General features: G+C 73.8%; 23 protein-coding genes. 5 read left to right on the top strand and 18 right to left on the bottom strand.

The genetic code is table 11. The annotated features are described in order from the left end of the window. Nucleotides 1-82: 82 nt before the first annotated feature. The 3 genes from ACIO5D_RS00665 to ACIO5D_RS00655 all read right to left on the bottom strand — a co-directional run bounded on the left by ACIO5D_RS00665 (nucleotide 83) and on the right by ACIO5D_RS00655 (nucleotide 2957). The gene (locus ACIO5D_RS00665; protein WP_363608109.1) at nucleotides 83-265 is read right to left on the bottom strand and encodes a hypothetical protein; all 183 of its coding nucleotides are present in this window, start codon (nucleotides 263-265) and stop codon (nucleotides 83-85) included. A gap of 97 nt (nucleotides 266-362) precedes the next feature. Next, entirely contained in the window at nucleotides 363-1178 is an 816-nt protein-coding gene (locus tag ACIO5D_RS00660; protein ID WP_400793451.1) for a hypothetical protein, read from the bottom strand. A gap of 387 nt (nucleotides 1179-1565) precedes the next feature. Then, nucleotides 1566-2957 carry a ParB/Srx family N-terminal domain-containing protein gene (locus tag ACIO5D_RS00655; RefSeq protein WP_400651535.1) on the bottom strand — a complete coding sequence of 464 codons (1392 nt, stop codon included), beginning with the start codon at nucleotides 2955-2957 and terminating at the stop codon, nucleotides 1566-1568. 345 nt (nucleotides 2958-3302) lie between these two features. Between ACIO5D_RS00655 and ACIO5D_RS00650 the strand changes: the two genes are divergently transcribed. The 4 genes from ACIO5D_RS00650 to ACIO5D_RS00635 all read left to right on the top strand — a co-directional run bounded on the left by ACIO5D_RS00650 (nucleotide 3303) and on the right by ACIO5D_RS00635 (nucleotide 7914). Next, the gene (locus ACIO5D_RS00650; RefSeq protein WP_363608112.1) at nucleotides 3303-3857 is read left to right on the top strand and encodes an EF-hand domain-containing protein; all 555 of its coding nucleotides are present in this window, start codon (nucleotides 3303-3305) and stop codon (nucleotides 3855-3857) included. A 226-nt stretch (nucleotides 3858-4083) separates the two neighbouring features. After that, entirely contained in the window at nucleotides 4084-5196 is a 1113-nt protein-coding gene (locus ACIO5D_RS00645; RefSeq protein ID WP_363608113.1) for a ferritin-like protein, read from the top strand. A 65-nt stretch (nucleotides 5197-5261) separates the two neighbouring features. Further along, a complete protein-coding gene (locus ACIO5D_RS00640) occupies nucleotides 5262-6611 on the top strand; it encodes a cytochrome P450 (RefSeq protein WP_363608114.1) in 1350 nt (449 codons plus the stop codon). Between the two features lie 40 nt (nucleotides 6612-6651). Further along, on the top strand, nucleotides 6652-7914 hold the full coding sequence (locus tag ACIO5D_RS00635) for an FAD-dependent oxidoreductase (RefSeq protein ID WP_400793449.1): 1263 nt from the start codon (nucleotides 6652-6654) through the stop codon (nucleotides 7912-7914). Between the two features lie 62 nt (nucleotides 7915-7976). On the opposite strand, the gene ACIO5D_RS00630 is transcribed toward ACIO5D_RS00635, so the two are convergent. Then, a complete protein-coding gene (locus tag ACIO5D_RS00630; protein ID WP_400651525.1) occupies nucleotides 7977-9224 on the bottom strand; it encodes a YcaO-like family protein in 1248 nt (415 codons plus the stop codon). 531 nt (nucleotides 9225-9755) lie between these two features. On the opposite strand from ACIO5D_RS00630, the gene ACIO5D_RS00625 reads away from it, so the two are divergent. Then, nucleotides 9756-10787 carry a zinc-dependent alcohol dehydrogenase family protein gene (locus tag ACIO5D_RS00625; protein ID WP_400793447.1) on the top strand — a complete coding sequence of 344 codons (1032 nt, stop codon included), beginning with the start codon at nucleotides 9756-9758 and terminating at the stop codon, nucleotides 10785-10787. A gap of 108 nt (nucleotides 10788-10895) precedes the next feature. Here ACIO5D_RS00625 and ACIO5D_RS00620 read toward each other — a convergent pair whose 3' ends face one another. From ACIO5D_RS00620 to ACIO5D_RS00555, 14 genes are all read right to left on the bottom strand, one after another. After that, a complete protein-coding gene (locus ACIO5D_RS00620) occupies nucleotides 10896-11069 on the bottom strand; it encodes a hypothetical protein (protein WP_400793446.1) in 174 nt (57 codons plus the stop codon). A gap of 122 nt (nucleotides 11070-11191) precedes the next feature. After that, the gene (locus ACIO5D_RS00615) at nucleotides 11192-12241 is read right to left on the bottom strand and encodes a hypothetical protein (RefSeq protein WP_363608118.1); all 1050 of its coding nucleotides are present in this window, start codon (nucleotides 12239-12241) and stop codon (nucleotides 11192-11194) included. Nucleotides 12242-12247: 6 nt separating this feature from the next. Continuing rightward, nucleotides 12248-12925, bottom strand: a complete 678-nt coding sequence (locus ACIO5D_RS00610; RefSeq protein ID WP_363608119.1) for a GAF domain-containing protein — start codon at nucleotides 12923-12925, stop codon at nucleotides 12248-12250. After that, nucleotides 12915-13790 (bottom strand): S8 family serine peptidase, encoded by an 876-nt coding sequence (locus tag ACIO5D_RS00605; RefSeq protein WP_363608120.1) that lies wholly within the window; start codon nucleotides 13788-13790, stop codon nucleotides 12915-12917. The genes ACIO5D_RS00610 and ACIO5D_RS00605 overlap by 11 nt, the downstream gene beginning before the upstream one ends. Beyond that, on the bottom strand, nucleotides 13783-16929 hold the full coding sequence (locus ACIO5D_RS00600; RefSeq protein WP_400793444.1) for an AAA family ATPase: 3147 nt from the start codon (nucleotides 16927-16929) through the stop codon (nucleotides 13783-13785). The genes ACIO5D_RS00605 and ACIO5D_RS00600 overlap by 8 nt, the downstream gene beginning before the upstream one ends. Further along, nucleotides 16926-18326, bottom strand: a complete 1401-nt coding sequence (locus tag ACIO5D_RS00595) for an MFS transporter (protein ID WP_400793441.1) — start codon at nucleotides 18324-18326, stop codon at nucleotides 16926-16928. Before ACIO5D_RS00595 ends, ACIO5D_RS00600 begins: the two co-directional genes overlap by 4 nt. Further along, nucleotides 18323-19309, bottom strand: coding sequence for a DUF6895 family protein (locus ACIO5D_RS00590; RefSeq protein WP_400793438.1), 987 nt, complete (start codon nucleotides 19307-19309; stop codon nucleotides 18323-18325). The genes ACIO5D_RS00595 and ACIO5D_RS00590 overlap by 4 nt, the downstream gene beginning before the upstream one ends. A gap of 2 nt (nucleotides 19310-19311) precedes the next feature. Further along, complete coding sequence (locus tag ACIO5D_RS00585) at nucleotides 19312-20505, bottom strand: radical SAM protein (RefSeq protein WP_400793435.1); 1194 nt, start codon at nucleotides 20503-20505, stop codon at nucleotides 19312-19314. Further along, a complete protein-coding gene (locus ACIO5D_RS00580) occupies nucleotides 20502-21488 on the bottom strand; it encodes a DUF6895 family protein (RefSeq protein WP_400793432.1) in 987 nt (328 codons plus the stop codon). The genes ACIO5D_RS00585 and ACIO5D_RS00580 overlap by 4 nt, the downstream gene beginning before the upstream one ends. Next, on the bottom strand, nucleotides 21394-22665 hold the full coding sequence (locus tag ACIO5D_RS00575) for a glycosyltransferase (protein WP_400793429.1): 1272 nt from the start codon (nucleotides 22663-22665) through the stop codon (nucleotides 21394-21396). The genes ACIO5D_RS00580 and ACIO5D_RS00575 overlap by 95 nt, the downstream gene beginning before the upstream one ends. A 103-nt stretch (nucleotides 22666-22768) precedes the next feature. Continuing rightward, the gene (locus tag ACIO5D_RS00570) at nucleotides 22769-22894 is read right to left on the bottom strand and encodes a hypothetical protein (RefSeq protein WP_363608127.1); all 126 of its coding nucleotides are present in this window, start codon (nucleotides 22892-22894) and stop codon (nucleotides 22769-22771) included. Nucleotides 22895-23066: 172 nt separating this feature from the next. Beyond that, nucleotides 23067-23192, bottom strand: coding sequence for a hypothetical protein (locus tag ACIO5D_RS00565; RefSeq protein ID WP_363608128.1), 126 nt, complete (start codon nucleotides 23190-23192; stop codon nucleotides 23067-23069). A gap of 110 nt (nucleotides 23193-23302) precedes the next feature. After that, entirely contained in the window at nucleotides 23303-25069 is a 1767-nt protein-coding gene (locus ACIO5D_RS00560) for a BTAD domain-containing putative transcriptional regulator (protein WP_400793426.1), read from the bottom strand. Between the two features lies 1 nt (nucleotide 25070). After that, a complete protein-coding gene (locus ACIO5D_RS00555) occupies nucleotides 25071-25262 on the bottom strand; it encodes an aroma-sacti cluster domain-containing protein (protein ID WP_363608130.1) in 192 nt (63 codons plus the stop codon). Nucleotides 25263-25638: the final 376 nt, after the last annotated feature.

The raw sequence follows: 25638 nt of genomic DNA, 5'->3' as shown, positions 1-25638 counted from the left end.
CCACACGAAACCCTGATCGGCAGGACGGTTCCCGTGCGGGGGGCCGGAGTCGGCCGACGAGGTCAGCAACGGCCGCCCCGGGTCAGTCGCGTCCTCGGTGTGATGCCCACCAGGTGAGCGGGGCCGGCGGGAGGCAGACCGTCAGGTAGATCGCCACCGCCGGCAGCACCGGCTCGCCCAGGCGGTGCTGGTCGGCCGCGAGCAGTCCCAGGAAGAGCACCAGCACGCCGTAGACCGGCCACGGGGCGCGCTTGGTGATCCTCATGCCGCACTCCTTGGTCGGGCGGGCTGGGCGTTCTCCAGGTCTCCGCTGCGGCTGATCGTGGATGTCCGGTTCGCCGGCGGGCCGGCGGGTGGGCGGGTCAGCGCCGGATCGCGGGGGCGGCGGACGCGCCGTAGGCCCGCAGCCGTCTCTCCCGGCCCTGGGGCCGGACCCACCCCAGGTCCGTTCCACAGACGCCGAGGACCGTGCCGAGGGCGTGGCTCATCGCCGCGTGGACGGCGGACCGGGCAGCCGTCGCCGACCCGGCGGCGGGGGAACGGCTGTCGGCGAGATCGGAGAGCCGGCGGGCCGGGTTCCAGCCGAGGTCCACGACACCGGCGGTGTCGTCCTCGTCGCCGGAGGGAGGGCACGGTCCGAGCGTGACACCGGGAGCGCCGAGGTGGCCGGCGACGGGCAGCCCGGCGAGAGCGGCGCTGCGCCGGACGGCCCCGACGGCCTCGGGGCCCAGCCCGAGTTCGGCCGGTGTCCGCCCGGGCGGACGCCGCACCAGGACATCCGGCGGAACGTGCACCCCGCTGCCGCGCGTACCGCCGACCCGCAGTTCCCAGCCGAGACGGTCCCGGCGGGCGTCGAGGCCGAAGGCCGGGAGGAACTCGGCGAGCGCGGTCTCCATGCTCGCGGTGACGGTCTGCCGGGCCGCGAAGGCCGGCTGCTGGGGCCGTTCCATGGCTGCCGCGTCGGACAGCCGGCGGGAGGACCGCCAGTGGAGGGCTATCAGCCCGTCGCACCGGTCGTCATCGTCGAGCGGATCCGCGGGGCACAGGTGCGCCCCGGGGCCCTGGCCGCCGAAGGCGACCGGCAGGCCGGAGAGCAGGACGGCCTCGGTGATGCGGTCGGCCAGCAGCGGATCGACCTGCCTCGGCAGGTGCGCGAACCGCCCGCGGATCCCGTCCAAGAACACCCCCCGTTCGACCGGTCGGGCCGCCGGCGAGCACCCGCCGCGAGGTTACCGGCGCACCCGGGCGGGCCGCCCGCGAATCCGGAATCTGACCGGATTCCGCCGGTCGGCGGCGCCGAGTACCGCTGCCGGCCGCAGGGTTCGCGGCTCTGCCCTTACGGGCAGTACCGACCGGCGGACGGGCCAGGTTCGCGGAACCACCTTGACATGGCGTCGGCGGGGCGATGAGGCCCGTCGGCGTGCTCGCCGAGGCCCTCGTCTCCGGTCGGCGCCAGATCGCCACCGAGCTGCGGGCGGGCGACCATCAGTGACGGCTGCCGGCCGCTCCCCGGGTGGGGAGCGGCCGGCAGGCGGTGCCGCGGCCGGGCCGCCGGGCCGCCGGGCTCAGGAGGCCGGGTTGCCGACCAGCTGGAGCGGGCCGTTCAGGGTGTTCGGAGTGCAGCCCGGACCGGCCAGGGTCAGCTGGTCACGGGTGTTCACCACGCTCAGCGGGCCGGTCAGGGTGGTGCCGCAGAACCGCACCGTGCCGGCGCCCACCGCCTGGACCGGACCGGTGAGGTCCGATCCCGTGACGACCAGGCTCGCCCCGGCGCGGACCACGACCGGGCCGGTCTGCTGGGCGTCGGTCAGGCAGGTGGTGCCGGTGCCGACCACGAGCGGGCCGGTGTGGCGGCCGGTGACGGTGCTGGTGCAGGCCGGGCCGGTCGCGACCTTGGCGCGGAAGTCCAGGGCGTAGGCGAGCTTGCCGGGCTTGGCATCGGTGATCGGCGCGCTCAGCTTGCCGAACTCGCCGCCGGTGGGCTTCTTTCCGGCGTTCCACGGGGTCAGCCGGCCCAGCTGGTCGGCGGTGCGGCCCTCGGCTATCACGGTGTCCCCGGGCGCGGCCGACATGGCCTGGGAGGCCGTTCGGACCGCCGCCAGGTAGGAGGCGGAGTCGGCCGGGTCGTAGGAGCCGGGCAGGCCGATGCCCTGGCCCCGCAGCCAGTCGCCCCAGAGGAACTCCAGGTACTCGGCCGCGTCGTCCGGCACCGAGTAGCCGATGTCGCGGGTGAAGTAGACGAGGCTGCGGTACGGGTCGTCGTGGAAGTACGCCAGACCCAGGTGCTGCGGCAACTGCTCGACGGTGAGCGGCTGGTTCCTCTCGTCGACCAGGCGGACCCAGTCGCGGGCCCGCATGGCCTGCCAGAAGGCGGCCGGCGACAGGTCGCTGAAGTCGGCCCGGACGATCAGGCGGATGTGCAGCTGCGGACCGCCGTCCGGGGCCTCCAGGAAGGAGGTCAGGGTGTGGTGACCGTCGGTCAGGTAGAGCGCGCCGCCCGGTCCCACCACGACGGTCTTCATCCCGGCGCGGCTGGCGGCGGTCTCCTGGCCCGGCGCGAGGGCGCAGGTGAAGGTCGACGGGTCGGCGAGCCGGGCGCCCGGCCGCACCGTCACGGCCTCGCCCTGACCGTTGGTCTCGCACCAGTCGTTGAAGCGCTTGTTGACGGACCCGTTCAGCTCGTCCTTGGGCGAGGTGTAGCGGCCGAGCTTGTAGTAGACCTCGTCGTAGCCGATCGAGGACTGGGTGGGGCGCAGCTGGTCCAGGCTCACGTCCAGCAGGTCGCCGGGCTGGGCCCGCAGGGCCGCACCCGCGGCGGGCGCGGTGGCCGCACCGGCCGGGGCGGCGAGCCCCGCCAGGCCACCCAGTGCGAGCGCGCCGGCCGCCGCGGCGGCGAGCAGCCCGCGGCCCGGGCGACGACGCCGCGACAACGGTGCGGGGGTGGGGCCGGTGTTCATGGTTCTCCTGCGGGTCGACGGCTGACGGCAATGCGGTGCTGGCGCATATCCATCCATCACCTGCGGCTCGACCGATAGCCGCAGGGCGGCATCGGGGTGGCGGGAGCGTGAACTCTGTTCGTCACGGCGGCCGGCGGGCCCGCACCGGCCACCGCAGGACCGCCGGATCCCCGCCCCTGTCATGCACGCACGACCGGCGGTCCGCCCGGGTGGAGCAACCCGTTCACCTGACCGCAGCAGCACGGGTATTCGTCGCACGACCGGTCAGTTCGTCCACTGCTAGCGTCGCGTTCGGCGAATGCGCCATGCTCGCCGTCCCCCGCTCCTTCCGAAAAGGAAGAAGAAATGGCCACTACGGCTCCTGACATCATCACTCTCAAGATCGAGAAGATTTTCAATGCCCTCGACACCGACCACAACGGGTACGTCGAGTGGAGCGACTTCCAGCAGCTCGTCGACCGGCTCCTGACCGAGTACCGGCTGGACCGCGGTGACCGCCGGGCCACGGCCCTCCACGCCGGGTACGCCATGTTCTGGCAGGAGCTCGCCCGCCACGCGGACGCCAACGGCGACCAGCGGATCTCCAAGGACGAGTACATCGCGGCGGCCCGCGCCTCGATCCTCGACAACAGCCGCTTCGACTCGGTCGACGGCCTGAGCAATGTGCTGTTCGACGTCATCGACGTCAATGGCGACAACGAGATCGACAAGAGCGAGTTCGCCCGGTTCCTGGGGAACGTCTGGGGTGTTCCGGCGCCCGACACCGCCCAGGCGTTCGCGGCCCTGGACACGGACGGCGACGGACGGATCTCCCGTTCCGAGTTCGTCCGGGCCGCGCGTGAGTTCTTCATGTCCAACGACCCGGCGGCGCCCGGCGGTCGGCTGTTCGGAGCCGTCTGACGCCTTCTGGATCAGTCGGTTCGCGGCCGGGCCCGGTCGCACGGCGCGCAGCCGTGCGGCCGGGCCCGGCCATGTGTCACCCGGCCGACGGCCGGATCCGTGGCCGGTGGTTGGGCCGGTGGAGTGAACCGCTTCGAGGTGGCCCGGTATCTGTCCGCGGTTCACCGTCCGCGGCAGTAGGTTCCGGCAGCGGGCAGGCAGGCGTGGTGCGGAAGAGGTGCGCGTGATGACAGGGGTGCTCGACTGCCGGGGTGTCACGGCCGACGGCCTGATGCGGGTCGATGACGCGGACTGCGGGCCCGAGTGGCTCAGGGCGGCTCTCCAACTCGCGGTCCTGCTGGAGCTCGCCACGATTCCCGTCTACTCGTGCGGCCTCTGGTCGATCAAGGACCCGCACGCCGACGACGCCGTTCACACGGCGCTTCGCGACATCGTCTTCGACGAGATGACCCACCTCGCCCTGGCGGCCAACATCCTCCGCGCCACGGGCTCCGCGCCGGTCCTGACCGACCCGCGCACCGTGCCGGCGTATCCGGGGCCGCTGCCCGGGGGCCTTCGGCCCGGTCTGACGGTCCACCTCACCGGGCTCGACCGGCAGGCCGCCGACATGTACGCGCGCATCGAGCTGCCCGACCGCCCGCTCGCCGCCGACGCCGGTGCCAGTACCGGTGCCGGCGGCACCATGGGCGCGTTCTACGCCAAGGTGAGGACGGCCGTCGCGCACAACCGGCACCTGTTCGACGCGGACCCGGGCCCGCAACTGGACGTCGACCTCTCCAAGCGGTACGCCGGCGGCAGCGCCATCACCCCCATCCGCGGCTGGCAGGCCGCGGACACCGCCATCGGCGTCATCATGGAGCAGAGCGAAGGCACCGGAGACCGCCCGGACAACCCCTACCCCGCCGGCCCGGGCGAGCCGGCCCACTACTACGTCTTCCGTGAGATCGCCCGCGGCCGCAAGCTCGCCAGAACCGGCGAGGACGGCGAACCCGGCGTCCCGGCCTGGGACTTCACCGGCCCTCCGGTCCCGATGCCGGCGACCCACCCCATGGGGCGCGTGCCCGGCGGGGGCTGGGCGAACGACCCGGTCAACAGGCCCACCGGCGGCGTCGAGGTCGTCCTCGACGACTTCAACGCCCACTACAGCTCCATGCTGCGGGCCCTGGAGTCCGTGTGGCGGGCGACGTCGAAGGCCGCCCAGTACGCCGAGCTCAGCAACGCGATCAGGTCCATGGGGCACATGCGGGCCCTCGCGCGCGTCCTGGTCCGCATCCCCCTGCCGGACGGCCAGGGGGCCACCTACGGACCGGAGTTCCGCTACGTCGACCGGGAACCCTGACCGCGCCTCCGCCGCCCCGCCGGGCGGGATCCGTACCGCCGAACCCCCAAACGAGAGGAGAACCGGTGACGCCCCCCGCGTACACCCTGGCCAGTGCCCCCGGTGCGCTGCCCCTGCTCGGCCACACGCTCGCGCTGGTACGCAGGCCGCTGGAGCTCGTGGCGTCCCTGCCCGCCCATGGCGACCTGGTGCGTATCCGCATGGGCCCGCACCGGGCGTACGTGGTCTGCCATCCCGACCTCGTCCACCGCGTCCTGACCGAGGACCGCACCTTCGACAAGGGCGGCCCGTTCTACGACAAGTTCCGTGAGGCCGCCGGCGACGGGATCTCCAGCTGTCCGGCCTCCGCCCACCGCCGGCAGCGCAGGCTCGTCCAGCCCGCGTTCCACCACACGCGGCTGCCGGGCTACGCGGCGACGATGACGCGGGAGATCGCCGCCCTCACCCGGCACTGGCACCACGGCCAGGTCCTGGACGTGCCCACCGAGATGAGCCGGCTCTCCGCCGCCGTCACCGCCGGATGCCTGTTCACGCTCGACAGCACCGCCCTGCCCGGGGTGTTCGACAGCGTCACCGCGATCAGCACCTCCGTCGCCCGGCGCGTGATGCTCGCGCTGCCGATGGCCGACCGGATCCCCACCCCCGCCAACCGGCGCTTCGCCCGGGCCCGCGCACACCTGCGCGAGCTCACCGAGGTGCTGATCGCCGACCGCCGCGCCACCGGCGTCCACCAGGACGACCTGCTGTCCACCCTGCTGACCGCCCGGGACCAGGACGGCCGGGGCCTGACCGACACCGAGATCCACGACCAGCTGGTCACGTTCGTCATCGCGGGGGTGGAGACCACCGCCTGTACGCTGTCGTGGGCCTGGCACCTGCTCGGCACGCGCCCGGACATCCGGGCCCGGGTCCAGGCCGAGGCCGATGCCGCCCTCGGCGGCCGCACCGCCCGCTACGAGGACCTGCCCGCGCTCGGCCTCACCCGCCGGGTCGTCGCCGAGACCCTGCGCCTGTACCCGCCGGGCTGGCTCATCACCCGGAGGACCACCGCCGACACCGAACTCGGCGGCCACCACCTGCCCACCGGCACCACCGTCGTCTACAGCTCCTACCAGCTCCACCACCGCGCCGACCTCCACCCCGACCCGGAGTCCTTCGAGCCCGACCGCCCGCACCGGGGCCCGAAGCCCGCGCACGGCAGCCTGGTGCCGTTCGGCGGCGGCGCCCGCAAGTGCCTCGGCGAGACCTTCGCCCTCACCGAGACGGTCCTCGCCCTCGCCTCCATCGCCGCCCACTGGCAGCTGCGGCCCGTTCCCGGACCGCGCGTCCGCCCCTCTCGCCGCGCCACCCTCGGCCCCCACCGGCTCACCATGCGCCTGCACCGCCGCCACGCGACCGGCGCCCTGGCCGGCTGAACCCGGGCACGGCAACGAGCCACCACCAAGGAGACACCCAGTGCCCAGGACCAGCGTCGCGGTGATCGGCTCGGGAGTGGGCGGGCTGACCGCCGCCCACCTCCTCCAGCGCTCGTACGACGTCACCCTGTACGAGGCCGCGCCCAGGATCGGCGGCCACGCCGAGACCCACACCGTGCCCGACGGGGCGGGCGGGAGCGTCGCGGTCGACACCGCCGTGATGATGGTCCACGCCCGGGGCAATCCGCACCTGATGCGCCTGTTCGACGAACTCGGCGTCACCACCAGGCCGTTGGGAGAAATCACGCTGAGTGTCGTCTGCGAGGAATGCGGATTCGCGAACCCGGACGCCCACGACCTGCACAGGCCCCCGCCCCAGCCGCAGGCGGTGCCCGCGGCCGCGTGGCAGCGCGTCACCGAGCAGACGAAGCGGTTCTCCGACGACCTGACGGCCGCACTGGGCGCCACCGCGGCCGACCGCACCCTCCACGAGCTGATCGACGCCGGGGAGTACGGCGACTACGTCGTCGAGCACGTCATCATGCCGGTCATGGTCACCATGGGACTCGTCCCCGCCGACCACGTCCGGCGTTTCCCGCTCGGCCACCTCTTCGAGACGCTGGACCACAACGGTGTCCTGGCCGGTGACAACGGCTGGCGCTCCGTCGTCGGCGGCACCGCCTCCTACGTCGAACGCATCGCCGCACGGCTGACCACCGTCCTGCGGTCGACCCCGGTCCGCTCCGTGCGCCGAACCGCCCGCACCATCGACGTCCGCGACGCCACCGGCACCGTCCGCTCCTTCGACAAGGCCGTCATCGCCACCCACCCCCGGCACGCACTGGACCTGCTGGCCGACCCGTCCGGGCTCGAAACGCGAATCCTCGGCGTCTTCGACTACGTGGCCAACCCCGGTGTCCTGCACACCGACGCCTCCGTACTCCCCACCGCACCGGGCATGCGCCGCACGCACAACTACCGCCAGAGGTCGTGCCGCCCCGTGAACGCGGCACCCTCGCTGAGCATCGACCTGAACCGGCTCCAGGGCATCGCCTCGGCCGCCCACCACATCGCGTCCTACAACGACGAGGCCCGGCGGGCCTCCCCCGCCACCGTCATCGCCCCGCTCAGCTACGAACACCCCGCCTGGACCCCCGAGAGCGCCGCCGCGCAGCGGCTCCTGCCGCTCGTCTCCGACCACCGGCTGGCCTTCGCCGGCGCCTACCACCACGCGGGCGGCTACCACGAGGACGGCTGCCTGTCCGGAGTGCGCGCCGCGGCATCGCTCGGCGTCCCCTGGTGACAGACGGCTCCCCCGGCACGGCGCAGCGGCCGCGCCGGGAGCGCCCTCCGCCACCGGGCCCGTCACCCGCCGCGTACGGCCCGTCCGCGCGGCCCGGGCACCACCGCGTTCCCGCCCGTCACAACGAGGAAGCGTTCCAGCCCGGGCGTGTACGTACTCACCGTCGACACGCCGTTGGAAGCCCGGTGCAGCACGCACGCGAACGGCCGGAACCCGCGCGCGCCGAGCATCGCGACCAGGTCGTCCAGGTGCCCCCGGGCCGTGGCCGGTGCGGCGGTCTCCCGGAACGGCACCTCCACCGCGCCCGCGAGGTGCGGCCCGAAATCCGCCCGCCCGGCGGCCAGCAGCCGCGGCCGGCGCCTCAGCGCCCCGAAATCGCGCGGCACCCACAACGCCCGCTCCGCGGGCGCGGAGATCTGCAGCAGCTCGCGCAGCGCGCGCCGCACCGCATGGGCCGCCGACAGCGAAGCCCCGTACCCCTGGAACCTGAACCCGCCGTCCGGCGCGGCATGGGCGCAGTAGGCGGGCACCCGCAGATCGGTCGTCATCTCGATCAGCCGGACCCGCCGCCCCACCCGCCGCTCGGCGTACCCGAGCAGAGCGGCGAGGGCGTCCGGCAGGGTGCCGGGGTCGACCAGCCGCAGCCGCGCCGGAGACGCCACGAGGAAGGTGTCGACGAGCAGGAGCGAGAAGGCGTCGCGCTCGACCGTCTCGGCCAGCGCGTGCACCACCGCTTCGGTGGTCGAGGCACCGCTCGCGGTACCGCTGTTGTTGCTGTAGCGCGAGGCCGACGCGTACGCGAACGTGTCACCGGCCAGGCCCCGCAGCCGAGCGCCCTCCGCGCTGCTCACGTACGAGGGACAGGTGAGCAGGAGCGGAACGTCGAGCGTCCCCGTGCCGCACAGCGCGGTATGACGGCGGCAGGCCACCCCTGCGGCGGGGCTGCGTGCCAGCAGGGGGACCCCCGGTTCGTCGGCCAGTTCGCCGGCGGCGAGGTCGCCCGCGCGGTGCCGGACCAGGTCCTCGGGGCGCACCCGGGCAGCGTGACTGTGGTAGTGCTCAAGTGCCTCGAACAGCGCGCCCACCCGTGCCGCGGCCGGGTCGCCCTTGCCCGATCCGGTGGCGCCGGGCGGCCGGGAGCCGTCCGTGCGCAGCAGGTCACAGCGCCACGCGTCGCCACGGTCCGACAGCCGTGCCACCAGGCCGGCTTCGGCCGCGGCGTCCTGCCCGCGGCTCCACGCCTCGACCAGGTCCAGTTCCCGCTCCCCTGCCTGGACCGGGGTGGTGGTGGTTCGGGGTGATGTCGTCATGGTCCGGCCCGGCCCGGGGCCGGGCGCTCCTTCCTACGGCGTGGTCGGTGCTGCGGACACACGCCGGGTGGGCGCCGGCCCGATGCCGTACGCCCACCCGGATGTGAGCCCCGGAGGTCAGTTCGCGTCGCCGGCGCTGTTCTCGATCTCGTCGAGCTGGCGCTCCTCCGCCGGGGTCAGGTCCTCCCCTTCCGGCGACGCGTCGTTCAGGCACCAGGCTGCATCCGCACCCATGACATCTCTCCCTTCGGTGAAATCGAGTAGCCGATCGGCTACGGCAGGGGGCGTTCCCCGGGGCGTCGGTGGCGAGCACCTGCGGTGGCCGGAACACCTCGACAGCGCAACGCTTTCACCCGCGCGGGGCAGCCGGCGCCCGTCGCTCGGCCATCCGGCGGACCGGGCCGACCGGGCCGGGCCGCCGGGGCGGGGCGGGGCGGGGTGGACGATGGAGTGAGTGGCGAGTCGCGCTCCGCCGACCGTCCTGGCCGGGCCCAGGAACCGGGTGGAGGGTGCCGCGGGAAGGAGCCGGAGATGGCAGCGTCCGCTGGAGGCCTCGTCCGCACGGTGGCGTGGGTGGTGGAACGTCCGGGCCCGATGGCGTCGGGCCCGTTGAGACGCGTGGAGCGAACGGTCTCCGAACCCGGTCCGTGGGAGCTGCTGGTCGAGGTGGCCGCCTGCGGTGTGTGCAGAACGGACCTCCACCTCGCCGAGGGCGACCTCGGGCCGCACACCCCGCGGTGCACGCCGGGCCACGAGGTCGTGGGCCGCGTCCTTCACCGCGGCCATGAGGTGCGGGACTTCTCCCCCGGTGACCGCGTGGGTGCGGCCTGGCTGGCGGGTACCTGCGGCGTGTGCCGGTACTGCCGGGCCGGCCGCGAGAACCTCTGCCCGGACTCGCGGTACACCGGCTGGGACATCCACGGCGGCTACGCCCGGTACGCGGTGGTCGACGCCCGCTTCGCCTACCGGCTGCCGGAAGGGCCTCCCGACGAGGAACTGGCGCCGTTGCTGTGTGCCGGGATCATCGGCTACCGGGCCCTGAAGCGGGCCGAACTGCCGGCGGGCGGCAGGCTGGGGATCTACGGGTTCGGCGCCTCCGCGCACCTGACGGCGCAGCTCGCCCTCGTCCGGGGTGCCACCGTGCACGTCCTGACGCGCGCCGAGGAGGCCCGGCGGCTGGCGCTGGAGCTGGGCGCGGCGTCCGCCCGGGGCGCGTACGAGGCACCGCCGGAGCCGCTCGACGCGGCGATTCTCTTCGCGCCGGTCGGCGACCTGGTACCGGTGGCCCTGTCCGCCCTGGACCGCGGCGGAACGCTGGCGGTGGCCGGCATCCACCTCAGCGACATCCCCGTGCTCGACTACCAGCGGCATCTCTTCCAGGAGCGGACGCTTCGCAGCGTCACCGCCAACACCCGCGAGGACGGCCGCGCCTACCTGGCCGAGGCCGCCCTCCACCACCCGACCGTCCGCGTTCGGCGGTACAGCATGGACCGGGCCGACCGGGCGCTGGCGGACCTGGCAGCCGACCGGGTCACCGGCGTCGCCGTCCTGCTCACGGACTGACAGCGCGCGGGAGAACCCGGACGTGGCATTTCGCGACGGCGGCCGGCTTCGACCGGGCTGCTCTCGTCAGGACGCCGGGTGGATCCGGGGGAACCGGGGCAGGGCAGCTCAGCGGATGCCGCGTTCTCGCAGGCAGCGGCTCGGCGTGGTACCGAGGGTGCGGCGGAACGCGGTGTGGAAGGCGCCCGCAGTGGCGTAGCCGACCGCCCGGGCGCGGCCGTCGACGGGGGCGGGGGCCTCGGCGGGCAGGGCCGGGAGCGGTCGCAGGAGGTCGAGGACCACCGCCGCGGCCCGGTGACCGGCCCCGGCCGGCCCAGGGCCGAGATCGCCTTCCGGGCCGTCAAGGCCGGGCGGACCGGGCGTCTCCGCGCCCGGCGGCGGAGGAACCCGGTCGCCGGGAGGGGTCAGGCCGACGGTCCGAGCAGGAATCCCAGCAGGTCGAACTCGCCCGGCGAGGGCAGCGCCTTGCGGTGCAGGCCGGCGAGCATGGCGGCCACCGCGGTGGTGACCGGGGCGGTGCGGGTCCGCTGCTCGGCCCAGCGCCAGTCGCCGTCCGGGTTGACCTCCAGGAAGACCGGCGTGCCGTCGCTGATCAGGAAGTCGAACGCGCCGTAGCGCAGCGACATCGCGGCGGCCAGGGTCCTGGTGGCGGAGGCCACCGCCGGCGGCGGCGGCACGGGGCGGATCTCCATCCGGTCGGGTGCGGTCCAGGGGTCGGCGGGTGAGGCCTTGCCGACCTGGAACGTGTGGAGCCGCCCGGCCACGTAGTAGACGCGCAGCTCCGCCTCGTGCTCGACGTACTCCTGCACGATCACGGGCGGCCCGGGGCACGGACCGGCGGGCAGGCCGTGCGGGCCGTCCCGCTCGACGACCGTGGGGAAGACCCCGGTCAGCCGCCCCGGCGCCGGTTCGACGAAGTGGTGGTGTGCCGCCTTGACGACCAGCCGCGGGCAGTCGAACTCGTCCCGGGCGTGGGACGGGTCGGTGGTCAGCATCGTGCGCGGCACCGCGATCCGGTGCCGCCGGGCGAGCCGCAGCTGGGAGAGGATCCCCGGCCGGCCCGGGCGGATCGTCGTCCCGGAGACCGCCGCCAGCTGGCCGGCCGCGGCCTGCCAGGACTCCCGTACGAACACGGTGTGGGCCGGATCCCGCGTGCTCTCGATCGCGGACACCGAGAAGTGCCTGATCCAGGTCACCGTGGGGGTCAGCCAGCGGCCGTTCAGCCGGACCGCACGCCCGTCCGGGGCGACGAGCAGGTCGGTGGCGACGAGTTCCTCGGCGTTCAGCCGGGCCGACCGGATCCCCGCGGCACCGAGCAGGTTCTGTACCGCGTCCAGGTCGCCGTCGCACGCGCGGCTGAGCAGCAGCACAGCCGGGACGGGCCGGGGCCGGACGTCGACGACCCGGGCGGGTTGCCCGAGCTGGGCGAGAAAGGCCGGGTGACCGTCAGCCATCGCCGGTCAGCCGTCGCCGTCGGGCGGCAGGTCGTCGGGCGGCAGGTCGTCGGCCAGCAGCTCGTCGGCCATCACCAGGAGCTTGGCCACCGTCGCGCCCACCTGCTCGGATGCCGTGGGCAGCCGCTCCGCCACCCGTTGCAGCAGGGCCGTGTCGAGCCGCGGGAGCCGGGCCTTCCCGGCCCGCGCGCCGTGCTCGGCGTCCCTCGACCGGAGCTGGAGGAGCAGCTCCAGCACCGTCGCCATCTCGGTCGCCAGCAGCCCGAGGGAGGCCATGTCGCCGAGGTCGCAGCGCTGCCGGCTGTCGCGGTCCAGCACCTCCAGCACCCCGACGCAGTCGCCCGCGCAGATGAGCGGCGCGGCCATGATGCTGCGCGGCACATAGCCGGTGAACTCCGCCGCCTTGCGGGCGAACCGGGGGTTCTCCGACACGTCGTCGATCACCAGCGGCTGGCCGGACACCATCGCCCAGCCGGCGATCCCGGTGCCGCCCGGAAACCTCGTCCCCAGCAGATGGTGCTCGCCCTCGCCGGCGACCGCCTCGAAGACCAGGTCCCCGTTCTCCTCGTCCACCAGGAGAACGGAGGCGGCGGCCGCGCCGAAGACGCTGCGGGCGACCTCCACGATCGACTGGAGCAGTCTGCGCTGCGGGATCTCGGCACTCTCCAGCGGGTCAGTCGCCACGTGGGCCTCCATCGGGTACGGCTACGTTCTCGGCGGCCAGGTAGAGGACGGACTTGAGCTGGAACGGCGTGAGCGAGCGGTGCTTGCTGAGGATGAGCGCGCAGATGCCCGCGATGTGCGGGGTCGCGAAGCTGTTGCCGGTGCTGAGCAGCTGCCGGTGGCCGGGGCCGGCCACCGGCACCCGGACACCCCGTGCGTAGAACTCGACCGGCGGTGACGGGTTGTAGTAGTAGGTCATCGGGTTGGGGACATCGTGGCTGGCGACCGAGATGACCGAGGCGAACGGCCACGGGTAGCTGCGCACCGGCATGTTGTGGGCCGACGCGACGATGACACAGCGCCGGAAGTAGGCGGAGTCCGACAGGTCGCGCAGGCCGTCGCGGAAGTCGGTCTTCGTCGTCGAGAGGCTCATGTTGATGACGTCGAAGCCCTCCTCGATGGCCCAGGTCAGTCCGGCCAGCAGGGCGGCGCCGCTGCCGTGCCTGCCGCTGGACAGGACGCGCACCGAGGTGAGCGACACCGCGGGGGCGATGGACCGGATCACGCTCGCGCAGGCCGTGCCGTGCCCCGCCGCGTCGCCGGGTTCCGTGGGCGTGACGGTGAGATCGCCGTCCTCTCCCCTGGTCACGTCCATGGCCCGGTCGAGCCCGCCGACCAGCGGGTGGTCGGCGTCCACGCCGCTGTCGAGCACGCAGACCCGGACCCCGGAGCCGTCCGCGTCCCCCCAGGCCCACTCCGGGGTGACCGGGCCGAGCGGGCTGACGTCGAAGGGCTCCTGCGGCATCACGGACGCGGGCATGCTCCACGCGGGCACGCCCGGGAAGTGGTCGCGCGGTGGCCTGCGCCAGGGCGGGAGGTCATTCACCGGTACCACCCGGCCCCGGTTCGCCGGCATCGAGCCACGCGCGGACCCGGGCGGCCGGCAGCGTGGCGCCCTTGGCCTCGAACCTCCGCAACGCCTCGGTCCCTTCGGCCGTCGCCCGTCCGGTCGTCCCGGCCGCTCTGAGCACGATCGCCAGGTCGAAGAGGGCCTCCCCGGTCAGGCACAGGTCGTCGGAGCCGGCGGCCAGGGACCGGGCCGCCATGGCTTCGGCGACCGCCTCCTCGTGGCGCCCCCGGGCGGAGGCGATCCGGCCGCGCAGTGCGGCCGAGCCGAGCCGCGCCCGCAGGCCCGCCGTCCCGGCGTCCCGGTCGATCCGGTCCAGCGCCGACGCGGCGACGGCCACCCGGCCCTGGGCGAAGAGCTCCCTGGCGATCGCGACCTCGGTGCTCCGGGTGTCCGGGGCGTGGTCCGCGGCGCGCAGCACGCCCAGGCTCTGGCGGTATCGCGCTTCGGCCGCCTCGTGTGCCCCGGCCAGCGACTCCACGAAGCCTGAGGCGTCCAGCACCACCGCGTCGGCCAGGTCGAGGTGCACGTCGCGGGAGTACGTCAGCGCGTCGGCCAGGGTGCGTCGTGCGCCGTCGAGGTCGCCGCCGAGCGCCTCCAGGTGCGCCCGGGTCACCAGCACCGGGATGAGCAGGGTGCGGCCGGCCGCGAACCGGTGGCCGAGCATGGCGCACAGCTCCAGCCCGGTGGCCACCGGCGTCGGCGCCCACTGCGCCAGCTCGCAGACGGCGCAGAGCAGCCGGTCCTCCTCGTAACGGTCGTTCATGGCCCGCGCCCGCGCCAGCGCGAGCCCCAGCGAGGCTTCGGCGGACGCCGCGCGCTCCGCGGCGAGTTCGAGGTAGGCCCGCAGCTGGTGCAGCCGGCACCAGCTGAGTTCGTCCCCGGGGTCGTGCTCCAGCTCCGCCGCGATCCCGGCCGCGGCCGCCGCCACGGATTCGGGCGGCGCCAGGCCGAGCCGGAGCTCGACGATCCCGCGCTGGACCGCGCAGGTGGCCGCGGACCTGCGGTCGCCGGGCAGCGCGGCCTCGGCGGCGGCGAGCGCGCCGCGGCACCGCTCCTCGTCCTGCAGCCAGAGCCCGGCGTCGCAGAGGTGCAGTGCGAGCGCCGTCTGGCGGGGATCCCCGCCCGGCAGCAGCTCCCGCCCGCGCTCCAGCAGCTGGACCGCCGCGGGCAGGTCCTTGCGGGCCAGGGCGTTCATGCCCTCCGCGATCAGGGTGTTCGCCGCCGGCCCGGCCAGCACGGGCAGTCGCGGGTCACCCGGCCGCAGCTGCCGGCGCAGTCGGCAGGTGGCCTCGACGTGGTACGCCACGGCCATCGCGTCCTGCGGCTGCTCCCGGGAGAACCATTCGGCCAGGAAGTCGTGCCAGCGCTCGCGGCGGGTCTTCGGGGTGAACTCGTAGGCGGTGTCGCGCAGCAGTGCCTGGGCGAAGCGGAAGGTGCCGGCCGGGCCGCGTTCGAAGACGCGCCGCCGGGCCAGTCCGGCCATCGCCGCGTCGGCCGCGGCGGCGCCGGTGCCGTCCGCTTCGGCCATCACCCGCAGCAGCTCCCGGGTGAACTCGCGCCCGATCACCGCGGCGAGCTCCAGCAGGCCGCGTTCGGTTCCGGGCAGCTGGTCCAGCCGGGCGCCCAGCATCGCCTGGATGGTGGGCGGGATCTGGGTGCCGGGGGCGGTCTCGGCGAAGACGTCCATGAGCTGCTCGGCGAACAGCGGATTGCCGTCGCAGAGTGCGGCGACCCGGCTGTTCACCTCCTGGTAGCCCTGCGGATAGACGTCGTTGCGCAGCGTCAGCTGCCCGACCAGTTCGGCGGTCTGATCGGTGGTCATCGGCCCGAGCTCCAGCGTCGTCGCGCAGGGCTTCCCGCCGCCCCAGGCGCTGCGGATGTCCAGCAGTTCGGGGCGGGCGACGCACAGCAGCAGCACGGGGACGCCGTGCAGCCAGGTCGCGACCTCGTCGATGAGGTCCAGCAGGGTCTCCTCCGACCAGTGCAGGTCGTCCCAGACCATGATCACGGACCGTGACCGGCCGAGGGTTTCCAGGAGGGACCGCACCGCCCAGGCGATGTCCTCGACACCGACCTGGCCGGGGCCCCCGTTCTGGTCCACGACCGTGCCGAGGGTGTGCGCCACCAGGCCGTGGGCCGGCGTTCCGCCCGCCGGGTCGGTGTCCTCCGCCAGGAGCCGGGTGAGCGCCGGCCAGCCGCCGGGGAGCGAGCCGAGCATCTCGGCCAGCGGCCGGTAGGTGATCCCCCGGCCGTAGGACGAGCAGCGTCCGGACAGCACGGTCACCTCACCGTCCGGCAGGGTGGCGAGGAACTCCCGTACCAGACGCGACTTTCCGATCCCGGGCGCGCCGATCACCGTGGCCAGGCACACCTGTCGCCGCCGCCGGACCCTCCGGAAGCTGTGCTCCAGTTCCTCCAGTTCGTCGGCCCGGCCGATGAACGGGGTGGTCGGCGGGGCGTCGGCGACCTGCACCGGAGCGGTGACCCGCCAGGCCGGCACGGGGTGGGCCTTGCCCTTCAGCCGCAGCGGGGCGACGGGCTCGATGCCGACCTGCGAGCGCACCATGGCGGCGGTGTCGGCGCAGAGCAGCACCTCGCCCGGCCGGGCGGCCGTCTGCAGCCTGCTGGCCGTGTTGACCGAGTCCCCGATGACCCGGAAGTCGTCCCCCGCCCTGGTGATCACCACGACGTCACCCGTGCAGACGCCGGCCCGTGCCTCCAGCTTCACCTGGTACTCGGCGTCGAGTGCGGCGGCGAGGCCGGCGAGCGCGGCGAGCGCCCCGGTGGCGGCGCGCACCGCGCGCACCGCGTCGTCCTCGTGGGCCACGGTGGCGCCGAAGGCGGCGAGGATGGCGTCGCCGATGAACTTCTCCACCACGCCGCCGTGTTCGGCGATGCAGGCTTCGCAGCTCGCGAAGTACCGGTCCATGACCTGCCGCAGCGGCTCCGGGTCCAGCCGTTCCGCGAGCGCGGTCGAGCCGACGAGGTCCAGGAACAGCATGGACACCTTCCTGCGCGTCTCGCGCTGTGCGGCGCCGGCCGCCAGCGGCGCGCCGCAGCCGGCGCAGAACCTGTCCGAGTCGGCGGCGCTCCGTCCGCACGCGGGGCAGTTCACGGTGCGCCCTTCTCCAGGGCGGGTTCGGACGGCGCCGGGTCGGTCGGCGCGGGGTCGGACGCGGCCGGGTCGGTCGGCGCGGTGCCGGAAGCGTCGGCCGGCGCGGTGTCCGTGACGGGGAGGGCGATCCGGGCGTAGACGCCGGAAAGGACGATGACGACTCCGGCCGTCGTGAGGATCGTGTCGATCGGGCCGAACCGCAGGCCCGCCACCGAGCCCGAGAAGTCCCGCAGGCCGTTGCTGGCGAGCCAGCCGGAGACCACCGCGGCCAGCATCGACGCCAGTTGGGTGGCCGGATAGAACACCGCGACCACCCGGCCCCGGAACTCCCGGGGGGCCGCGGCGAGCAGCAGCGGTGACATCGCGGTGTTCAGCATGGTGAGCGGAACGGCGAAGACGAAGAGCAGCGCCACCGCGGCGGGGAAGACGACCTGCCGGGAGTACAGGACCAGCAGGGTGCCGCTCACCAGCAGGCCCATCCAGGTGGTTCTCCGGGCACCGATCCACTGCACCACCCGGCCCGAACCCAGCGCGCCGAGGATCCCGCCGATCCCCATCGCCATGCCGAGGTAGCCGTACAACCGGGCGGACACGTCCAGGTTCCTGGTGGCGAAGAAGACGTTCAGGGTGCCCAGGGCGCCGATGCCGAACTGGCCGATCACGGCGAGCAGCAACAGCGCCACCAGGAACCGGCTGCCCGCGAAGAAGCGCACGCCCGCCGTGAACTCCTTGACCAGCCCGGGCCGTTCGGCGCCCGGCCGGTCCCGGCCCGCGGCCGGTGCGGGCCGGACGTCCACCGAGCGGATGGCGATGTACGACACCAGGTAGGAAACCGCGTTGAACAGCAGCGCCCACTGCAGGCCGACCGTGAACAGCAGCGGCGCGGCGAGCGGCGGTCCGATGATCCAGGCGGTCTGACCGGTCGCCTGGGCGATCCCGGCGGCTCGCGCGCGGTCGGCCTCCCCCGTGACGAGCTCCGCGATGACCGAGAACCGCGCCGGTGCGAAGAACTGGCTGGCCGCGTTGAGCACCAGCACCGTCACATAGATCAGGCCGAGCCACACCCCGATCGGGAGGTCGCCGGCCGGCAGGAAGGAGACGGCGGCCAGCACGGCCACCAGCCCGCCGCGGACCACCTCGGTGCGGAGCATCGTGGCACGTTTGTCCCAGCGGTCGACGAACACGCCCGCGACCGGGCCGACGCACAGCACGGCTATGCCGGTCGCCAGCACGACACCGCTGACCGCCTGCGGCGCCCACGGCTTCCCCTTGACCAGCACGGTCGCCACCCACAGGACCAGGGTGGTGCTGAAGACGGCGTCTCCGACGGACGAGACCGCCTGCCCGAACCACAGGCGGGTGTAGTCGCGGTTGATGAGGGTCAGCCGAGGCCTCATGAGGCTCGCGCCGATGAGACGGCCAGCGACATGAGGGCGGTCACCAGGGTCGTGTGATAGGCCTTCTCGAAGAACGCTCCGGCCGGTTCCGCCGCCGTGGCCCTGGTACTCGCCGACCGTCCGGGAATCGCGCCGTCGGGCCGCTGGGCCCGGGCCAGGCACTCGACGGCGGCGACGCCCAAGGGCGTGCGGAGCGGATCCGCTCCCAGGCAGGCCTGGGACATGACGAGTTCCGCGACCAGATCCCACCAGTCGTGCCGGACGCAGTACTCCAGCGTCCGGCGGACCAGTTCCGTCGCGCCCGCCACCGCGTCGTCGGACAGCGCCGGGCCGGTCCGGCCGAAGTCGCTGAAGTAGAAGGCGGAGTGGGTGATGCCGTACGCCTCCGCGATGGTGACCGGCGGCGCGTCGTCCGAAGCCGTGCTGTCCGGCGGCGCGTCACCCGGCGCCGGCTGGTCCGCCTGGTCCGGCCGGTCCGTTCCCGGCGCCGCGGCGGCCAGTGTGACGAGCACGTTCTGCCCGGCGAGCTCCTCGTAGGGTTCGATCGTGTGGCGGACCCCCGCCTTGTCCGCGTAGTACCGGAACTCCAGTCGCTGGTAGGGCGACTTCCCGCGCGGTGACAGGTCGTCGTCGGTCAGCCGCGCCAGCCCGGCCCGGCACTGCGTGTCATCGATCCCGTCGGGTGCCAGCGCGGCGTAGACCAGCGCGTACTGGGCGGCGTACCTGGGACTGCCGGTGATGAGCCGCGGGAAGTCCGGGTGCTGCCAGACCGTGCGGACCACGGCGGTCGCCTTGCCCAGCCGGGCGTCGTCCTCGTCGCCCAGCCGCGCCCAGCAGTGGCAGAGCAGCGCCAGCTCCAGCGCGGCCTTCGCCTTCCCGTGCTCCAGGGGCCGGGCGCTCGCCGAGTACGGATCGAAGTAGTCCAGGTTCCGGACCAGCCAGCCGAGCGCGCCGGCCGACAGCCGGTCGAGATCTGATGACATGTCTACAGTCGCCCCGTCTCATCCAGGTAGTCGAGCAGGGCCGCGTCCACGGTGTCGTGGAAGGCCGCCAGCGTCCGCTCGTCCTCGCCGTGCCGGTACAGGTCCTCGCACCCGACCCACCGCTCCCGGGTCTGTGCGCCGGGCAGGTATCCGCCGGTGACCGTGCCGACCTCCCAGTCGGGCCTGCCCGCGGTCTCCCAGCAGCTCGACAGCGTCCCGTCCGCGCTCACCACCGCGCCGTAGCGGCCGTCACCGTAACCGCAGGTGGAACACGGCTGATGGGACTGCGGGCGGCTCACGCCGAACCCGAGGTCGAGCGCCCGGCGCTGCCACCTGGTGAAGCGGGCCGACAGCTCTCCGCCGTGCAGCAGGTCGTTCCCGTAGCCGACGCCCACGTCCCCCACCTGGGCGAAGTACAGGGTGCACCGGTCGGGGTCGAGCGCCGCGGCGAGCCGGTCGATCAGCGCGTCGACCCCCTGGAAGGTCTCCTGGGAGACGTTCACCCGCAGGATCCACCGGACCGGGGCCGCCTCGGACGCCCGGACGATGTTGCGGACGATCGTGTCGAAGGTCCCGCTGCCGTGCGACCTCCGGACCCGGATCCGGTCGTGGTCGGGGCGGTCGCCGTCGAAGGTGACCTGGATGGACTCCAGCCCGAGCGCGGCCAGTCGGCCGGTCAGCGCCGGGGTGAGCAAGGTGGCGTTGGAGATCATCCAGGCGGACACCAGCCCGTGGTCCGCCGCTCGCTCCAGCAGTTCCAGGCAGCCGCGCGGGTTGAGCAGGGGCTCCCCGCCGAACAGCAGGATCCTGAGCCGCTCCAGGCCGGCCGCGGCCATCTGCCGCTCGGTGAAGTCGAGGATGGAGGTGATGGTCTCCGAGGTCAGACGGGTCTGGGCGATCCGCGGCGGGCGGCTGCCGCCGGCCGGATCCTGCTCGGTGTTCTGGAAGCAGTAGCCGCAGCCCAGATTGCAGTGCGTGCTCGTCAGCACCGTCAGCGCGTAGGTGCGCGGCGGCGCGGCGGGCAGCAGTCCGTGCTCGCGGAGCCGGCGTTCGGTGCCCGGCCGCAGTGCTCCGTCGGCGGTCACCTGCCCGGGACGCAGGCGGGCCACCCCGCCGCCCGGGCCCAGGAACCACCAGTTCCGCTTGCCCTGGAGGATGCGCACGCCGTCGACGCGGTCGGCCTGTGCCCGGCTCACAACGCCTCCCGCACGGCCGGTGACCGCTCCTCGGTGACCACGCCGCCGGCCGGCCGGCCGGCGGCGTGTCCGCGCGAGACGATCACTGCGGCCAGCGCCGTCACCAGGGTCGCCTGGTACGCCACCCGGAAGAACTCCACGGCGGTCGCGGCCGCGTCGGCCCGGTCGGTGGCGGACCGTCCGGGGATCGCACCGCCGGACGACTGGACCTCGGCGAGCATCGACAGACCGGCCGCCCCCGAAGGGGTCCGCAGCGGATCGATGCCGAGGCAGTACTGCGCGAGCACGAGCTTTCCGACGAGGTCCCAGTCCCCGCGGTCCACGCGGTGGTCGGTGAGCCGGCACACCGTGCGGCGGGCCCGCTCCAGGTCCTCGCCGGTCAGTCCGGGATCACGGAAGCCGAAGTCGCTGAGGTAGAAGACGGTGTGGGTCACGTCGCACACGTCCAGGCCGGCCACCGGCCGCCCGTCACCGTGCCGGGCCAGCAGGCTGGCTTCGTACAGCTCCCGGTAGGAGTGCAACCGGTGGCCGACGCCCGCGAGATCGGCGTAGTACCTGGTCTCCAGATGGAGGTACGGCGACTTCCCGCGCGGCGTCAGAAAGCCGTCGTCCTCGACCCGGGCGAGCGCGGCCCGGTGCGGCCCTCCGGCGAGCCCGGCGGGTGCCAGCGCGCCGTATATCAGCTGGAACGCCCGTGCGTAGCGCGGGTCGAGGGTGAGCAGGCGCGCGTGGTCCGGGTTCTGCCAGACCCGTTCGACGGTCGCGGCCACCTGGCCCAGGCCCGGGTCCGACGGCGCGGCCTTCTCCCAGCAGCGGTACAGCAGGGCGAGTTGCAGCAGCGCCTTCACCCGAGGGGTCACCGGCAGCTCGGCACGACCTGCCGCAGAGTCAAGATAGGCCGAGTGCAGCCGTATCCACCGTAGCGCTCCCTCCGACAGCCTCTCCACGGCCGCCTTGTCCAGGCCGGTGGACCGAGTACCCATGCTTCTCCCTAGTCCTGGAGGTCGCGGACCGCTGAGCCGCCCGCTCGATGACATCGGCCGCGCGGACCGGGTTGTTCGCCGCGGCGAGCCGGTGGCCGAGTTCGCGGGCGCGTTCCCGCAACAGGTCGTTCTGCCAAGCCGATTCGAGCGGACCGGAGGGGTCCGGCGTCACCGCTCTCGGGATGTGCGCGGCGACACCGGCCCGCAGACAGGCCCCGGAGAGCAGCGGCTGCTCGGCGCCGTTGGGCGAGACCCCGAGGACCCGGCCGCGCACCAGTGCGGCCAGCACCGGGGCGGACGTGCCGTTGGTCAGCACCAGTCCGGCCAGATCGATGAGCGGCCCCATCCACGGCTTGCGCACGAGCAGGATGTCGGCGCCGGGCGCGGGCCGCGGATCCGTCGACCGCCCCTGCTCGACCACGGCCTGGAACCGGCCGTCGGTGAAGGTGGCGTTGAGGCGGGGCCACGGGGTGCCACCCCCGAAGAAGCGGCCCAGATGCACATAGACGACGGGCTTGCCGGACAGCTCCACCTGGGCCCTGACCGCCGCGAGCTTGGCCTGGTCGGCGGCCGGCTCCCACGCCAGCGGCCCGACGTGGTGCACCCGTTCGGGCAGCACCGCTCCCGGACACTCCAGCACGGGGTCGCCGCGGAGCAGCAGCGCGTCGCCCAGCAGCGGGCTCTCCGGCCACCGGGGACGCCGCCCGGCCAGACCGGCCTGCTCCCGGGTGGCGGTGTACAGCTCCAGGCACGCGTGGGTCCGGTTCTTCCTGGTCCGGCCCAGCTGCGGCTCATCGTCCCCGCCGGTCCGGTAGTTCCACAGGTGGACCGAGAGCCCGATCACCACCACCGGAATGTCCAGCGCCTCGGCGGCGAGCAGGGCGCCGTTGCACAGCACCGAGGTGACCAGCAGGTCGGCCCCGGCCTGCCGGGCGGCGCGCACGGTCGCCCGGTACTGGGCCGGCCCGGTGGTGCCCCAGCAGGCGGCGGAGAAGGCCCGCCGCCCGCCGAAGTCCTCGGCCGCCGCGAACGGCAGGCCGGCCTCGGCCGCGACGGGCGCGGCGGCGGACCGGCCGAGCACGCCAACCTGGTGACCCCGGCGCCGCAGCTCACGCCCGGCCGCGATCGCGGGGTAGAGGTAGCCGCCGTCACTGAGCGGGCAGAGCAGGATGTTCACGGCGCCTCCGGGGCGGTCGGGCGTCGAGCGGGCCACCCGGCCTCCGGCAGCCTGTGCCGGAGGCCGGGCGGCCCGCTCAGTCCTCACGACTCGACGTGTCGGGTCAGAGCGCCGAGCTGTTGTTGACGATGCAGCCGGCGGTGTCGTCGTGCGCACCGTGCGCGACGACGTCGACGTCCTCCTCCTCCGCCTCGACCTCGGTCGGCTCCGGGTTGATGTCCTCGGACATGCTGTCCTCCTCTGCGATGGCGGCGTCCGCTACGCCGGTTCAAGAGAAACCTTGCGGATCTCCGGTTTGACGGCGACTGGTCAGCGGTTTGATATCGGTATGACGATTGGTCAGCGGCTCGACACCGTCCCGCACAACCCGCCCGGCAGGGCCCGGGGATCGACGTGTCGGGTCAGAGCGACGCGGTCAAGTTGACGATGCAGCAGGCGTCGTCGTCGTGCGCACCGTGCGCGACGACGTCGACGTCCTCCTCCTCGGCCTCGACCTCGGCCGGCTCCGGGTTGACGGACTCGGGCATGCTGTCCTCCTCTGCGATGGCGGCGTCCGCTACGCCGGCTCGGGAGACACCGTGCGGGCCCCCGGTATGACGACGGCTGGCCGGCGGTTCGACAGCGGCATGACGATCAGTCAGCGACTCGACGCCGGTACACGGTCGGCCGCGCGGGCCGCCAGCTCCCGCGCGTAGGCGTAGGGCAGCGCCGGCATCTCGTACTGCACCGTGTGCGCGAGCACCTCCACGTTCGGGACGGTGAGCAGGCTGGCCTCCAGCAGGTGCTCCAGCACCCGCACCGCCGTGTCCGGGTCGGAATCCAGCACGGCGGCGGCCTGCTCCAGCGTGAACACCGGCTCCGCGAGCCTGCCGAGCCGCAGGACCGCCCAGTGCGCGGCCTCGGGCAGGTCCTCGATCGACTCGGCCAGCCGGGCGCGCACCGCCGAGTCGCCCCCGCACAACTCGTCCAGCAGAGCCCTGGTGCCCGCCATCCGCGCGCCGTACTCCCGCAAGGGCACATGGCGCAGGAAGGCCAGCCGGTCGGCCACCAGCCGGACGCCGAGGGGCAGCAACCCGGCCGCCCTGACGATCCGCCCGGCGGACTCGCGGTCCGCGTCGACCCGGTCCATGCCGATCACCCGGCCCAGGAACTCCACCGCCTCCTCCGCCGCGAAGGGCGAGAGCCAGAGCCGGTGGGCGCCCTCCAGACCGATCAGCCGGGGCCGGGCCGTCACCACGACGGCGCTCTCCCCGGCCTCCGGCAGCAGCGGCCGCACCTCGCACTCCCGCCGGGCGTCGTCGACGACGACCAGGGCCCGGCGCCCGGTCAGCCAGAGTTGCCAGGCCCACCGCGGGTCCGGCGGGCCCGGCTGTTCCGGCCGGCCGGGCGAGGCCGCGGCCAGCAGCTGGCGCAGCACGTCCTCCAGCGGCCGCAGTCTGCCGTCCTCGCCACGAAGCCGCACGAACAGGCGGCCGTCCGGGAAGTGGTCGCCGAGCCGGTGCGCGACGTGGACCGCCAGCGCGGTCTTGCCCGCGCCGAGCGGGCCGGTCACCACGGCCAGCCGGTTGCCGCCCCGGACCAGCCCGTCCGTCAGGTGCCGGGTGGCCGACACCCGCCCCGTGAAGGCCGGCGGATCGCAGGGCAGCAGGTTCGGCGGGACCTCCCGACGCGGGCGCGGAGCGGCCGGCCGCGGTTCGGCGGGCACCTGCTCGCACAGCAGCGAACGGTAGAACCGGGCCAGCGCCGGGCTGGGCGGCAGCCCGAGCTCGTAGGCCAGCGACTGACGCAGCTCGTCGTAGACCGCCAGGGCCTCGGAGCGCCGCCCCGCCTGGCACAGCGCGGTCATCTGCAGCATGCGCAGCCGCTCCCGGAACGGGTGCTGCTGAGCGATCTCGGTGACGCGCTCGATCGCGGCGGGCCCGCCGCCGGCCGCGATCTCCGCCTCCGTCCAGTCCTCGAAGACCCCGAGGAAGCGCCGGTCCAGCCGTTGAGCGGCGGCGTTGATCAGTGGTACGTCCCGGAACCCGTCCAGGGCCGAGCCGCGCCACAGCGCCAGGGCCTCGGCCAGTTCGCCGGCCCGGGCCCGCTGCTCGAAGCAGAGCGAGTCGAGCTCCCCGACCGCCGCGTGGAGCACGTACCCGCCGGCCTGGTGGCTGATCCGCGAGCCGGACTCCGCGCCGACCAGCCGGCGCAGCGCGGATATGTACACCTGAATGTTCTTGCGGGCCGTTCGCGGCGGCGCGTCGTCCCACAGCGCCTCGACCAGGGCGTCGAACGACACCCGTGAATTCGCCTGGCACAACAGCGCGACCAGGAGAATCTGCTGTTTCCGCGTTCCAGGGTCCACTGAACGGCCGTCGTCCAGCACTCGGAGAGGGCCGAGAATCCCGAAACCAACGGCCATGTCACGCCAACTTGATAGCGGTGGAATGCCCTTCTACCTCGGCGTCCGAAACAGCGTCCAGCCGCTCTTTGACGGAGTTGAGGACCGCCACCTCGTCCTCGGTGAGCCGGGAGAGAACGTCCTGCTGCTCCGGCGTCAGCAGATCGACCGGGTTCCCCGCTTGCCGAAGGGCGGCGAGGGCGTCAAAGGTCATATTCCCCTCCTGTGTCGTGTGCCAGAACGTCATCGTCCTCGGCCCGGGCGACGCCCATGGGACCTCTGGCCACAGGGCGCCACCGGCCGGAGCCGATGCGACAACCAGCGCGAAGAGTCCGGCCTGAAACCTGGACTGAAGTCTCAGTTCCGCCGGCCGCGCTGCCCTCATGCTGACGCCAGTGCCCGGCACCGGCAAGAGGGCGTACCAGCCCTGATCGTGCCAACATATCTGTGAGGCAAAGGGTTTGGGACGTGACCGGACATCCGGAAGGGCCCCTGGACCAAGGCGCGGAGGCCCGCCGGAATCGATCGCGGCTCGTCGGCCGTTCCACACCGGTCGGTGGCGACGAGGGGGGTCAGGAAATGACCTCCCG

The organism is Kitasatospora sp. NPDC087315, assembly GCF_044744345.1.
Classification (GTDB): Bacteria; Actinomycetota; Actinomycetes; order Streptomycetales; family Streptomycetaceae; genus Kitasatospora.
The sequence above is the reverse complement of the archived record's forward strand: the minus strand, read 5'-3'. Positions and strand labels throughout refer to the sequence as shown.

Bases quoted from the DNA above. Each gene is read 5' to 3' on its own strand.
- ACIO5D_RS00630 (WP_400651525.1), bottom strand. From the start codon at position 9,224: ATGACGACATCACCCCGAACCACCACCACCCCGGTCCAGGCAGGGGAG.
- ACIO5D_RS00625 (WP_400793447.1), top strand. From the start codon at position 9,756: ATGGCAGCGTCCGCTGGAGGCCTCGTCCGCACGGTGGCGTGGGTGGTG.
- ACIO5D_RS00645 (WP_363608113.1), top strand. From the start codon at position 4,084: ATGACAGGGGTGCTCGACTGCCGGGGTGTCACGGCCGACGGCCTGATG.
- ACIO5D_RS00595 (WP_400793441.1), bottom strand. From the start codon at position 18,326: ATGAGGCCTCGGCTGACCCTCATCAACCGCGACTACACCCGCCTGTGG.
- ACIO5D_RS00555 (WP_363608130.1), bottom strand. From the start codon at position 25,262: ATGACCTTTGACGCCCTCGCCGCCCTTCGGCAAGCGGGGAACCCGGTC.
- ACIO5D_RS00650 (WP_363608112.1), top strand. From the start codon at position 3,303: ATGGCCACTACGGCTCCTGACATCATCACTCTCAAGATCGAGAAGATT.
- ACIO5D_RS00655 (WP_400651535.1), bottom strand. From the start codon at position 2,957: ATGAACACCGGCCCCACCCCCGCACCGTTGTCGCGGCGTCGTCGCCCG.
- ACIO5D_RS00590 (WP_400793438.1), bottom strand. From the start codon at position 19,309: ATGTCATCAGATCTCGACCGGCTGTCGGCCGGCGCGCTCGGCTGGCTG.
- ACIO5D_RS00665 (WP_363608109.1), bottom strand. From the start codon at position 265: ATGAGGATCACCAAGCGCGCCCCGTGGCCGGTCTACGGCGTGCTGGTG.
- ACIO5D_RS00560 (WP_400793426.1), bottom strand. From the start codon at position 25,069: ATGGCCGTTGGTTTCGGGATTCTCGGCCCTCTCCGAGTGCTGGACGAC.
- ACIO5D_RS00565 (WP_363608128.1), bottom strand. From the start codon at position 23,192: ATGCCCGAGTCCGTCAACCCGGAGCCGGCCGAGGTCGAGGCCGAGGAG.
- ACIO5D_RS00580 (WP_400793432.1), bottom strand. From the start codon at position 21,488: ATGGGTACTCGGTCCACCGGCCTGGACAAGGCGGCCGTGGAGAGGCTG.
- ACIO5D_RS00615 (WP_363608118.1), bottom strand. From the start codon at position 12,241: ATGGCTGACGGTCACCCGGCCTTTCTCGCCCAGCTCGGGCAACCCGCC.
- ACIO5D_RS00570 (WP_363608127.1), bottom strand. From the start codon at position 22,894: ATGTCCGAGGACATCAACCCGGAGCCGACCGAGGTCGAGGCGGAGGAG.